The sequence below is a fragment of the Citrobacter sp. wls829 genome, assembly GCF_005280825.1.
In the GTDB taxonomy this organism is placed as follows: Bacteria; Pseudomonadota; Gammaproteobacteria; order Enterobacterales; family Enterobacteriaceae; genus Citrobacter; species Citrobacter gillenii.
Map to the genome: position 1 here is coordinate 75,428 of NZ_SZWP01000052.1, position 12,572 is coordinate 87,999.

The 12,572-nt window shown below is 51.7% G+C and carries 11 protein-coding genes; 6 read left to right on the forward strand and 5 right to left on the reverse strand.

Going from position 1 to position 12,572, the window contains the following annotated elements; translation table 11 throughout:
• Window positions 1–37 precede the first annotated feature (37 nt).
• Entirely contained in the window at window positions 38–958 is a 921-nt protein-coding gene (gene gsiC / locus FDW88_RS08170; RefSeq protein WP_137362355.1) for a glutathione ABC transporter permease GsiC, read from the forward strand.
• Window positions 959–960: 2 nt separating this feature from the next.
• Window positions 961–1,872: a glutathione ABC transporter permease GsiD gene (gene gsiD, locus FDW88_RS08175; RefSeq protein ID WP_096757731.1), complete on the forward strand. Its 912-nt coding sequence runs from the start codon at window positions 961–963 to the stop codon at window positions 1,870–1,872.
• Window positions 1,873–1,931: 59 nt separating this feature from the next.
• Here gsiD and rimO read toward each other — a convergent pair whose 3' ends face one another.
• A complete protein-coding gene (gene rimO / locus FDW88_RS08180; RefSeq protein WP_115258973.1) occupies window positions 1,932–3,239 on the reverse strand; it encodes a 30S ribosomal protein S12 methylthiotransferase RimO in 1,308 nt (435 codons plus the stop codon).
• Between the two features lie 471 nt (window positions 3,240–3,710).
• Here rimO and glgP point away from each other — a divergent pair, with 471 nt between their 5' ends.
• Entirely contained in the window at window positions 3,711–6,161 is a 2,451-nt protein-coding gene (glgP, locus tag FDW88_RS08190; RefSeq protein ID WP_137362356.1) for a glycogen phosphorylase, read from the forward strand.
• Between the two features lie 32 nt (window positions 6,162–6,193).
• Here glgP and FDW88_RS08195 read toward each other — a convergent pair whose 3' ends face one another.
• A complete protein-coding gene (locus FDW88_RS08195; protein WP_096757727.1) occupies window positions 6,194–7,120 on the reverse strand; it encodes a LysR family transcriptional regulator in 927 nt (308 codons plus the stop codon).
• 207 nt (window positions 7,121–7,327) lie between these two features.
• Between FDW88_RS08195 and bssR the strand changes: the two genes are divergently transcribed.
• The gene (bssR, locus tag FDW88_RS08200) at window positions 7,328–7,714 is read left to right on the forward strand and encodes a biofilm formation regulator BssR (protein ID WP_096757726.1); all 387 of its coding nucleotides are present in this window, start codon (window positions 7,328–7,330) and stop codon (window positions 7,712–7,714) included.
• A 102-nt stretch (window positions 7,715–7,816) separates the two neighbouring features.
• Window positions 7,817–8,929 carry a PQQ-dependent sugar dehydrogenase gene (locus FDW88_RS08205; protein WP_135912339.1) on the forward strand — a complete coding sequence of 371 codons (1,113 nt, stop codon included), beginning with the start codon at window positions 7,817–7,819 and terminating at the stop codon, window positions 8,927–8,929.
• Window positions 8,930–8,945: 16 nt separating this feature from the next.
• Here FDW88_RS08205 and FDW88_RS08210 read toward each other — a convergent pair whose 3' ends face one another.
• Complete coding sequence (locus tag FDW88_RS08210) at window positions 8,946–9,572, reverse strand: glutathione S-transferase family protein (protein ID WP_117341693.1); 627 nt, start codon at window positions 9,570–9,572, stop codon at window positions 8,946–8,948.
• Between the two features lie 318 nt (window positions 9,573–9,890).
• Between FDW88_RS08210 and dacC the strand changes: the two genes are divergently transcribed.
• Window positions 9,891–11,093, forward strand: a complete 1,203-nt coding sequence (gene dacC, locus FDW88_RS08215; RefSeq protein ID WP_115259972.1) for a serine-type D-Ala-D-Ala carboxypeptidase — start codon at window positions 9,891–9,893, stop codon at window positions 11,091–11,093.
• A gap of 45 nt (window positions 11,094–11,138) precedes the next feature.
• On the opposite strand, the gene deoR is transcribed toward dacC, so the two are convergent.
• Window positions 11,139–11,897 carry a DNA-binding transcriptional repressor DeoR gene (gene deoR, locus FDW88_RS08220; RefSeq protein WP_115258969.1) on the reverse strand — a complete coding sequence of 253 codons (759 nt, stop codon included), beginning with the start codon at window positions 11,895–11,897 and terminating at the stop codon, window positions 11,139–11,141.
• Window positions 11,898–11,963: 66 nt separating this feature from the next.
• Window positions 11,964–12,572, reverse strand: a complete 609-nt coding sequence (ybjG, locus tag FDW88_RS08225; protein ID WP_115258968.1) for an undecaprenyl-diphosphate phosphatase — start codon at window positions 12,570–12,572, stop codon at window positions 11,964–11,966.

Sequence of the window (12,572 nt, forward strand, 5' to 3'; positions counted from 1 at the left end):
CGGCCCCTGAACAGCGGGGGCCGCCGAAGGGAGTCTGATGCTTAATTATGTTTTCAAGCGCCTGCTGGGGTTGATTCCAACGCTACTTATCGTCGCGGTGCTGGTGTTTTTATTTGTTCATTTGTTGCCAGGCGATCCGGCCCGGTTGATTGCCGGACCGGAGGCCGACGCTGAGGTGATTGAGCTGGTGCGCCAGCAGTTGGGTCTGGACCAGCCGCTGCATATTCAGTTCTGGCATTACATGACGAACGTGTTGCAAGGTGACTTTGGCACCTCGATGGTGTCGCGTCGTCCGGTTGCTGAAGAGATTGCCAGCCGCTTTATGCCCTCATTCTGGTTGACGATTGCCAGCATGACGTGGGCGGTCTTGTTTGGCATGACGGCAGGGATCATCGCCGCCGTATGGCGAAATCGCTGGCCGGACAGGTTGAGTATGACCCTGGCGGTCACCGGGATCTCCTTCCCGGCGTTTGCCCTCGGCATGCTGTTAATGCAGATTTTTTCCGTGGAGCTTGGCTGGTTACCCACCGTGGGCGCGGATTCCTGGCAGCATTATATCCTGCCCTCTATCACGCTGGGCGCGGCGGTGGCAGCGGTATTGGCGCGTTTTACCCGCGCCTCGTTTGTCGAAGTGCTCAGCGAAGATTACATGCGCACCGCGCGGGCAAAAGGGGTGAGTGAAACCTGGGTGGTGTTAAAACACGGTTTGCGTAACGCGATGATCCCGGTCGTCACGATGATGGGGCTGCAGTTTGGCTTTTTGCTTGGTGGCTCCATTGTGGTTGAGAAAGTCTTTAACTGGCCAGGGCTCGGACGATTGTTGGTGGACTCGGTTGAAATGCGAGACTACCCGGTGATTCAGGCCGAGGTGCTGCTATTTTCTCTGGAGTTTATTCTTATTAACTTAGTGGTGGATGTGCTCTATGCCGCCATTAATCCGGCTATCAGGTACAAGTAAGGATGCGATTTTTTAACTGGCGCCGACAGGCGATTTTAAATGCAATGCCGCTCGTTAAGCCTGAACAGATCCGCACGCCGTGGCACGAGTTCTGGCGTCGTTTTCGTCGCCAGCGTGTGGCGATGATCGCCGGGTTATTCGTGCTGGCCTTGATCCTGGTGGCGATATTTGCCCGTTGGTTGACGCCGTTTGATGCCGAGAATTACTTCGACTATGACCGCCTCAATGATGGGCCGTCGATGTTGCACTGGTTTGGCGTCGATTCGCTGGGGCGGGATATTTTTAGCCGCGTGCTGGTTGGCGCGCAAATTTCGCTGGCGGCAGGGGTGTTTGCCGTATTTATTGGCGCGGCCATAGGTACGGTGTTGGGTCTGCTGGCAGGTTATTACGAAGGCTGGTGGGATCGGCTGATTATGCGTATCTGCGATGTGCTATTCGCTTTTCCGGGTATTCTGCTGGCGATAGCGGTGGTGGCGGTGCTCGGCAGCGGCATTGCTAACGTGATAATTGCCGTCGCTATCTTCTCCATTCCAGCCTTTGCGCGACTGGTGCGTGGGAATACGTTGGTGCTCAAACAGCAGACGTTTATTGAGTCGGCGCGCAGCATTGGCGCCAGCGATACGACCATTATCTTCAACCATATTTTGCCGGGGACGGTCTCGTCGATCGTGGTCTTTTTTACCATGCGCATCGGGACGTCGATCATCTCCGCCGCGAGTTTGTCGTTCCTGGGATTGGGTGCTCAGCCACCGACGCCGGAGTGGGGCGCGATGCTCAACGAAGCGCGGGCGGATATGGTGATTGCTCCACACGTGGCGATATTCCCGGCGGTGGCAATATTCCTGACGGTGCTGGCGTTTAACTTATTGGGTGATGGCCTGCGCGACGCGCTGGACCCGAAGATTAAAGGATAAACAGTAGGCCGGAGGACGGCGTAAATGCCTTATCCGGCCTACTGTTGGGTGACGATGAGTTAAACGCGGCTGCCCCACAGATCGTATTCGTCTGCGTTTTCGACTTTCACGCGGATGATATCGCCAGGCTTCACGTTGGTTTCGCCATTCATATACACCGCGCCGTCGATTTCCGGGGCGTCTGCCATGCTGCGACCAATCGCGCCTTCTTCGTCAACTTCATCGACGATGACCAGAATTTCGCGGCCGACTTTCTCCTGCAAGCGTTCAGCAGAGATCTGCTGCTGCAATTGCATAAAGCGGTTCCAGCGTTCTTCTTTCACCTCTTCCGGGATTTGATCCGGCAGCGCATTGGCTCCCGCACCTTCTACCGGGCTGTATTTAAAGCAGCCGACGCGATCCAGACGCGCTTCTTTCAGGAAATCGAGCAGCATCTGGAAGTCTTCTTCGGTTTCACCCGGGAAGCCGACGATAAACGTTGAACGCAGGGTCAGTTCAGGGCAGATTTCACGCCACTGCTTAATACGCGCTAACTGGCGGTCTACCGAACCTGGGCGCTTCATCAGCTTAAGAATACGCGGGCTGGCATGCTGCAGCGGGATGTCCAGATACGGCAGGATTTTGCCTTCCGCCATCAGCGGGATGACATCATCGACGTGCGGGTACGGATAGACGTAGTGCAGACGAGTCCAGATACCCAGTTTCGACAGCTGCTCGCACAGATCAACCATGCTGGTTTTCACTGGCTCACCGTTATGGAAGCCGGTGCGGTGCTTCACATCCACGCCGTAAGCGGAGGTATCCTGGGAGATAACCAGAATCTCTTTGACGCCCGCATCAACCAGACGCTTGGCCTCGCTGAGTACCTCGCCGATGGGACGGCTGACCAAATCGCCGCGCATGGACGGAATGATGCAGAACGTGCAGCGGTGATTGCACCCTTCAGAGATCTTCAGATAGGCGTAATGACGCGGCGTCAGCTTGACGCCCTGCTCAGGAACCAGGCTCTGGAACGGGTTATGTTTTGGTTTTGGCACGTAATGGTGAACGTGTTCCAGAACCTGCTCGTAACTGTGCGGTCCGGTGATTTCCAGCACCTTCGGGTGAACTTCACGGATCTGATCGACTTTCGCGCCCAGACAGCCGGTGACAATCACCTTGCCGTTCTCGTTCAGCGCTTCGCCAATCACTTCCAGTGATTCTTGTACCGCGCTGTCGATAAAGCCGCAGGTGTTAACGATAACCATATCCGCGTCGTCGTAATTCGGCACCACGTCATAACCTTCGGTACGAAGTTCAGTCAGGATGCGCTCAGAATCAACGAGGTTTTTCGGACAACCTAGTGAAATAAAACCAATTTTTGCCATTTTCTTATACTGTACATTGCTCGTAATCGGGGGATTATACAGATGCCATCGCGTGACATCTATCTCTGATGTTCATAAGTCGGACGCTCTAAATGGGGAGTACCGGTAATTGGCTTATCGGCAGGAGCAAGGTATTTAGAGAGTCTAATTCCGGCTTTAAGTGTCACTTCTTGGCTATAGAGAAAAAGTCTTCTAAATTTAATATGTCGAGCGTTATTCATGAGGTTAAATTTGAAAGATATTGCTTTGCAGTCAAAACTTAAAATGGCGAGAACCCTTTATGCTAATGGTGTGAGCTTATATTATATTTCGCTCGCCACCGGTTTAAGCTGGCGCTTATTAATGAATGAACTTCATTCTATTACTCGTCATGAAGTGAGTCCGCAAAAGAATCAACGCTCATAAATTTATTTGTGTTTTATTTTTATTTTATTCTTCTGCCCCTGTCCGATTCTGCGAGGTCACGCTGATATGTATATTTCCCCACTTCCTACAGCCGCCGAAATTGATGTTGATAAACTCAGGGATGATATTGCCAATAAACTCTTATTTACCATTGGTAAAGATCCGGCCATTGCCACTAAACGTGAATGGTTAAACGCTACGCTATATGCCGTGCGCGATCGCATGGTCGAACGCTGGCATCGTTCAAACCGGGCGCAATTCTCTCAGGATGCCCGTCAGGTTTATTACCTGTCGATGGAGTTTCTGATTGGGCGTACATTGTCGAATGCGCTGCTGTCTCTGGGGATTTATGACGAAGTGAACAGCGCGCTCGAGGCCATGGGGCTGGATCTGGAAGAGCTGATTGACGAAGAAAACGATCCAGGGCTTGGCAATGGTGGTCTCGGACGTCTGGCGGCCTGTTTCCTTGACTCGCTGGCCACGTTGGGTTTACCGGGATGCGGTTACGGTATCCGTTACAACTACGGTATGTTCAAACAAAATATCGTTAATGGGGTGCAGAAGGAGTCGCTGGACTATTGGCTAGAATACGGAAATCCGTGGGAATTTAAGCGTCATAATACCCACTATAAAGTGCGCTTTGGCGGTCGTGTTCAGCAGGAAGGCAGCAAAGTCCGCTGGATTGAGACCGAGGATATTCTGGCCGTAGCGCATGACCAGATTGTCCCAGGTTATAACACCGACAGCACCAATACATTGCGCTTGTGGAATGTGCAGGTTAATAGTGAAGTCAATTCAGGCAAAGTAAATCTGAATGATGATTTTACCGTTGAAGTGGAAAACAAATACCATTTTGAAAAGATCTCGCGGGTGCTGTACCCGGATGACTCCACCGACGCCGGGTGCGAGCTGCGCCTACGCCAGGCTTATTTTTTGGCCTCAGCGACCATTCAGGACATATTGAGCCGGCATTATCAACTGCACAAAACTTATCATAATCTGGCTGATAAAATCGCGATTCACCTTAATGATACCCACCCGGTTCTGGCGATCCCGGAATTGATGCGTCTGTTAATCGACAATCATCAATTTGCATGGGATGATGCGTTTGACGTGACTTGTCAGATTTTCTCCTATACCAACCACACTTTGATGAGTGAAGCGCTGGAAACATGGCCGGTAGAGATGCTGAGCCGGATCCTGCCGCGCCATTTGCAAATTATTTTTGAAATTAACGATCGCTTCCTGAAATCCGTGGCGGATAAATATCATGATGACAGTGAGCTGCTTAAACGGGTCTCGTTAATTGATGAATCGCATGGCCGGGTGGTGCGGATGGCCTGGCTGGCCGTCGTGGTCAGTCATAAAGTGAACGGCGTGTCGGCATTACATTCAAAATTGATGACGGAATCACTGTTTGCTGATTTTGCGCGTATCTTCCCGATGCGGTTTACTAATGTCACGAATGGCGTGACGGCCCGTCGCTGGCTGGCATTGGCGAACCCGCCGCTAGCAAACGTACTGGATGAGAATATCGGTCAGAACTGGCGCACTAACCTGATGCAGCTTGCTGATCTGAAACAGTATATTGATTATCCAAGCGTGAACGACGCGGTGCATCGCGCGAAGCACAAAAATAAACAGCGGCTGGCGCACCATATTGCCACCCAGTACGGGGTGGTGGTGGATCCTGCGGCCCTGTTTGATGTACAGGTGAAGCGTATCCACGAGTACAAGCGTCAATTATTGAACGTGCTCCACGTGATTACACGCTACAACCGTATTAAAGCTGCACCGGAGGAAAACTGGGTTCCTCGTGTGAATATCTTTGCCGGTAAGGCTGCTTCGTCGTACCACATGGCGAAACAGATTATTCGCTTAATAAATGACGTGGCACAGCGGGTGAATAACGATCCACAAATCGGCGGCAAGCTGAAGGTGGTGTTTATCCCGGATTACAGCGTCAGCCTGGCGCAGCTAATTATTCCGGCGGCGGACCTTTCCGAGCAAATTTCACTGGCAGGGACCGAGGCTTCCGGTACCAGCAATATGAAGTTTGGCTTAAATGGTGCGTTGACCATTGGCACGCTGGACGGGGCGAATATTGAAATGCAGGAATATGTCGGCGAAGATAACATCTTTATCTTTGGTAATACGGCGCCGGAAGTCGACGCCTTACGACGTGACGGCTATAACCCAAGAACGATTTTTGAGAATGATGCCGAACTGCATCAGGCACTGACGCAAATTGGCACCGGCCTGTTTAGTCCACAGGATCCTGGGCGGTATCGTAACATCCTCGATTCATTGATCAACTTTGGTGACCATTATCAGGTGTTAGCGGATTATCGCCGCTATGTTGATTGCCAGGACTCTGTGGATGAGTTGTATCGTACTCCCCGTGAGTGGACGACGAAAACGCTGCATAATATTGCCAATATGGGGTACTTCTCGTCGGACAGAACGGTACAGGAATACGCCAATAATATTTGGCGTATTACCCGGATCCATGTCTAACCCTTAATCACAACGGGTGTTCTCCCTGGTTTTCAGAACAGGGAGGATGCTTGTAAATCGGCGAGAATTGGCGCCAGGAGCTTATGGGTATTGGTTTCTTTGCGCGATGAGGCAAAAATACTGAATTGCGGTAACGGGAACGGCGTATTGATTTTTTTCAGGCCATAAAGTGGCGCATGCGTGGCGAAGACTTTTTCCGGGATCACCCCTAAACATTGGGTATTCGCGACAATCGTGAGTATCGCGGTAAAAGAAGAGGTTAGCAGGCAGCGATCCCCGGTTCTGAATTTTTTATCCACGATGCTGCGGTGATAAATTATTTTCTCGTTTTTAGTGTTGTAACCCACCAGATTGGCACTTCTGAACATTTCCTCACTGATCGAATGACCATACAACGTATTATTTTGTGACGCTGCCAGTACCAACCGCATATCACATATTTTTTGACAGGAAATACTGCCTGATTCCACGGAAAAGGTAGAAAAAACAACATCAGCCTGCCGCATCGTGAGCAGTTCGATAATACTCTGCTCATTTAAATCAGCGGTAAGATGCAGGAGACTGATATCCGCGTTATTGCTGATTATTTTTTCCGTAACGTCGGGAATAACGATCGGTGAAATAAACGATTCCGTATACAGCGTGAGCCTTTTTCTGGATGCTGGGGAAGTATGTGGCATTAGCAGCGACAGTTTATCAATAATCGGGATTGCATTGTCGTAAAGCTCGTCGGAATAGACGGTTGGTAATAACGCATTGCCGCTGCGGACAAAAAGATTATCTCCCATCAGTTCGCGCAGTTTTTTTAACGACTGACTGACAGCCGAGGGAGAAATATTCAGCATATCGGCGACGCGGGTAATGCTCCCTACGCTATAAATTAAACAGAAAATGGTGAGCAGATTCAGGTCTATCTTTGATAGCGTGCGTATCTTCTCGGCATCATTTGCTTTTGACATAGACCCCTCATCATCCGTGTCGCGACAGTAACCCCATCAGGTATAGCAAAAAATTATCGCTACGTCAGAAACAGACGGTTTCTCTGTGCGTTGTAACATTGTAAATAATGTTAATCAATTAGGGTTTATTGACGTGGAGCATCAATTTGTTCAAAAAACGACCATACTATTAAGTTGCACCATGGTTGGAAAGAGGAGGAACAAAGTATGGTCGTTGACAGACTGAGAACCGATCTTCTCAACAAGTTGATAAACGCCCGTATCGATCTCGCCGCTTATCTGTTGTTGAGGAAAGCGAAAGGCTATATGTCAGTGAGTGAGAGCGATCGTCTGCGTGATAATTTTTTTGCACTGAATCGCGAACTGCATGATGACCAATCACAGCTCCACGGTATGCATCTTGACCAGGAAGAGTGGAATGCCCTGCGCCGTGCTGAAGGCGCGTTAGCCGCCGCGGCTGTTTGTCTGATGAGCGGACATCACGATTGTCCGACCTTTATCGCCGTTAACGCAGAGAAACTGGAAAACTGCCTGACAACGCTGACGCTGAGTATCCAGTGTTTGCAAATGTACTCAACGCTGGAACATGTCTGAATCCGGGGGAGGGCGCTCCCCCTTTTCGTTAAGATTGTGTAAAAGTTGCGGGAAATTGCCCCTTGCTGGCTACGCTTTATGCAGAGCCATTAAGGAGGTGTTATGCGGCGACTCTTTCTCTGTGCGGCCCCACTGTTACTGTTTGCCCCTCACACCAGTGCTGAACCGTCTGCGCTGAAGGTTGAGGTGCTGCAAACCAAACTTGATCACCCCTGGTCCTTGGCCTTTTTACCTGACAACCGCGGCATATTACTCACGCTGCGGGGTGGACAGTTGCGACTATGGCAGGCGGGGGAAGGACTTTCCGATCCGCTAACCGGGGTACCAAAGGTTTGGGCGCACGGTCAGGGGGGGTTACTCGATGTGGTGCTCGCCCCGGATTTTGAACGTTCCCGGCGGGTTTGGCTCAGCTTTGCTGAAGCCGACCATGAGGGTAAGGCCGGTACGGCAGTCGGTTATGGACGACTGAGCGACGATCTCAAACATCTGCAGGCGTTCCAGACGGTTTTTCGCCAGATGCCAAAACTTTCAACCGGCAACCATTTTGGTGGCCGCATGGTGTTTGACGGTAAAGGCCACCTGTTTATTGGTCTGGGTGAAAATAACCAGCGCGCTACCGCTCAGGATCTGGACAAGCTGCAGGGTAAGGTGGTGCGACTGACTGATGAGGGCAGCATTCCGCCGGATAATCCATTTGTGAACCAGGCCGGTGCTCGACCTGAGATTTGGTCCTATGGCATCCGTAATCCACAGGGGATGGCGATGAATCCCTGGAGTGACACGCTGTGGCTCAACGAACATGGCCCGCGCGGTGGCGACGAAATTAATATCCCCGAGAAAGGCAAAAACTACGGCTGGCCGTTAGCGACCTGGGGGATGAACTACAGCGGTTTAAAAATACCTGAGGCTAAAGGTGGAATTGTTGAGGGTACGGAACAGCCTGTTTTCTACTGGGAAAAGTCGCCGGCGGTCAGCGGGATGGCTTTTTACAATAGCGATACCTTTGCGCAGTGGCGGCAGAAGGTGTTTATTGGCGCGTTAAAAGACCAGGATGTGATCGTTTTAAGCGTTAACGGGAATCAGGTTACTGAGGACGAGCGTATTTTACGCGAAAGAGGACAGCGGATCCGCGATGTGCGTGTCGGACCAGACGGTTATTTGTATGTGTTAACCGACGAGTCCGACGGGCAACTACTGAAGGTGAGCCCCCGGTAGCCGCAGCGCTACAGTATCAGCTGACCGGGATCATCACCGCTTTTTGGAACGCTGGACGTTCGGTAAGCTGCTGGTACCAACGCTCAAGGTGAGGACGTTCGGTCCAGCTCAGGCCAACGTTAAACAGGTTGTAGATAAACGGGGCGATGGCGATATCGCCGGTACCAAACTCGTCCCCGGAGAACCACTGTTGGTCGGCCAGCGCATTGTCGAGCATGGCAAACAGGTTGTCGCAAACCTTCGCGCCTGCGTCAATGGCCGCCTGGTCGCGTTGTTCTGCCGGTGTTCTGACCAGACCAAATAAGATGACCCGATGAGCAGGGCTTAGCGTCTGGTTAGCCCAGTCCATCCATTTTTCGCCTTCTGCACGTTTTGCCGGGGCATCGATCCACAGCCGTTTTTGCCCGTATTGGGCGGCCAGATAGCGGACGATGGTATTGGATTCCCACAGTAAAACGTCGGTTTCATCATCGCGTAGCAGGGGGACCAGACCGTTTGGATTCATCGCCAGGTAGTCAGCATCTCGGTTGATACCGTGCTGCCCGCCCGCCAGTATTTGGTTATACGGCAGTTCCAGTTCTTCGAGCGTCCACAACACTTTTTTCACGTTGGTCGAGTTATTGCGACCCCACAGTGTAATCATAGTAACCCCGCGTAATCATTGAGCAGCTTGATGGCTGCATTCGGTATTAAACCCGTTACATGGTGGGGTAAACCTAATATTTACGCAACAACACGTAAAAAAATCGTGATGAAAGCGGCGCAGCGCAGTGTTATTGCATAAACTTTAAAAACTTTACCAACTTACGGTTTCTTTAAGCTCGTTAGTGCGTTATTACTCACCGCACTTATTTTACACGTCATCCATCAGGCCGCTTCTGCGCGGGTTTGGCCGATGCAGTTTGTGTAAACATGGTGTGTTATGACGTGGTTTTTTGGAATGGATACTCGGGTGGCATTTATGACGCAATACTTCTCTTCCCTTCGCAGTTTCGCCGCAGGTTCAGCGCTGTTATTCCTTTTGGCACCGACCGCACAGGCGGTAGAGCAACCCACCGCGCCGCCGAGCGTGGATGCGCGCGCGTGGATCTTAATGGATTACGCCAGCGGCAAGGTGCTGGCGGAGGGCAATGCTGATGAGAAATTGGATCCAGCCAGTCTGACCAAGATCATGACCAGCTATGTGGTTGGCCAGGCGCTGAAGGCCGGGAAAATTAACCTGAACGACATGGTTACCGTAGGAAAAGATGCCTGGGCGACGGGCAACCCGGCTCTGCGTGGGTCTTCAGTGATGTTCCTGAAACCCGGCGATCAGGTAGCGGTCTCCGATCTGAACAAAGGCATTATTATTCAGTCGGGTAATGATGCATGTATCGCGCTGGCAGATTACGTGGCTGGCAGCCAGGAATCCTTTATTGGTTTGATGAACGGCTATGCGCAAAAGCTGGGACTGACGAATACCACCTTCCAGACGGTGCATGGTTTGGATGCGCCGGGGCAGTTCAGTACCGCGCGCGACATGGCCTTGCTCGGTAAAGCACTCATCCACGATGTGCCGGAAGAGTACGCCATTCATAAAGAAAAAGAGTTTACCTTTAATAAAATTCGCCAACCGAACCGCAACCGCCTGCTGTGGAGCACCAACCTGAACGTGGACGGGATGAAAACGGGCACCACTACGGGCGCGGGTTATAACCTGGTGGCTTCCGCCACCCAGGGCGATATGCGCCTGATCTCGGTAGTGCTGGGAGCGAAAACCGACCGTATTCGATTCAATGAGTCAGAGAAGCTGCTGACGTGGGGCTTCCGCTTCTTTGAAACGGTCACGCCGATTAAACCGGATGCCACCTTTGTGACCCAGCGCGTCTGGTTCGGTGATAAGAGTGAAGTTAACCTGGGCGCAGGCGAAGCCGGTTCGGTGACTATTCCGCGCGGTCAGCTTAAAAATCTGAAAGCCAGCTTTACACTGACCGAACCGCAATTAACCGCGCCACTGAAGAAAGGCCAGGTTGTCGGGACGATCGACTTCCAGCTGAACGGGAAATCCATTGAACAGCGTCCGCTGATGGTGATGGAGGCCGTTGAAGAGGGCGGTTTCTTTAGCCGGATGTGGGACTTTGTGATGATGAAATTCCACCAGTGGTTTGGTGGCTGGTTCTCTTAATCACCGTTATTGCCGGACAGCGTTTGTGCGTCCGGCAATGTCATTTCAGTACACCAGTTTAATGTGCTGCGCTTTTGCGTAATCAACAAACTCATCGTCAGGACGGGTATCGCTAATGATGCTATCAAAGCGTTTCAGATTACCCATCCGAGCGGGACGCACCTTACCAAACTTGCTGTGATCCACCACCAGTACATGATACTGCGCCATCGACATCGCCCAATGCTTCACCGGTAGTTCTTCCAGGTTAAAACAGGTTGCACCTTTGTCAATGTGTACGCCAGCCGCAGAATAAAACGCGATATCCGGGCACAGGTTATTCAGCGTTTCCTGGAAATCGAGTGGTTTGAAAATAGCGTTGCTGGCGTGGAATTCACCGCCACATAGGATGACGCGACACAGCGGTTTTTCCTGGAGTACCAGAAAGGTATTCAGCGAGTAGCAAATCGCGGTGAAAGGCAGATCGTTATCAATAGCTTCAATGATCCACGGCGTGGTGGTGCCGCAGTCAAAAAAGATCGTCTGATGCGCTTGAACGAGGCTCGCAGCTTGTTGGGCCGCGCGACGTTTCTCATCCACCAGCCGGGACTTTTGGTCGCTGATTAAGTAATGGCTGGCGCTACGGGGTTCCAGAACAATATATCCCCCCAGCAACACGACCGGGGCATCGTTATTATTCAGGTCGCGACGGATGGTCATCTCAGATACGCCAAGTAGCGTCGCGGCTTCTTTAAGGTGTAATTTATCGCTGCGTTTCAGCGCCTGCAGCAATTGACCAATACGCTCGTCGCGTCGTGTTTCCATAGTTCCCCTGGTGAGTAGAATAAGCGTTTCATATCGCGCGCTTAATACTACTCTTTTTACCGTGGATTAGTCACGCACCCAGCCTTTACGGATCGGCAGGGCGAAGCAGGTGCGATAGCAGGCCTGCAACGCGGAATACAGCGAGGTGCCGAACCGTTGCCAGATCATCTGGGCGCTCAGGCAGCCGATTAACGCTGCCAGGAACCCACCCAGCATATCCAGCGGCCAGTGTACGCCGAGGTACACCCGTGACCAGGCGATCGCCACGGCAATCGCCATAAACAGGGCGCCAGACCACAGGCGATGCCAGAATATAAAGGCCAGTGCAAAGGTGAAAATAACGGTGCCGTGATCGCTTGGGAAAGAGTCATCAGGTGCATGGTGCAGGAAGTTGTAGCCGATGTGGTTAACAAACGGGCGATCGTGTGGGAACAGATGTCCTATCAGCCATGAAATGACCAGGCTGACAATTATTGCCAGCGCCATTTTGATAACCAGTTTGCGCTGAGTCGTCACGTGGTCGCGCGGGCCCCAAAGCCACAGGATTACAGCTAACAACGGCACGATGCTGATCAGATCTTTAGCAATAAAGATGGCAAACGCGATCGCCCATTGCGCAGAGTCCGGCGTGGCGTTGATCAGGTAAAATAGCGAGTTGTTCAGATTTTCCAGCAT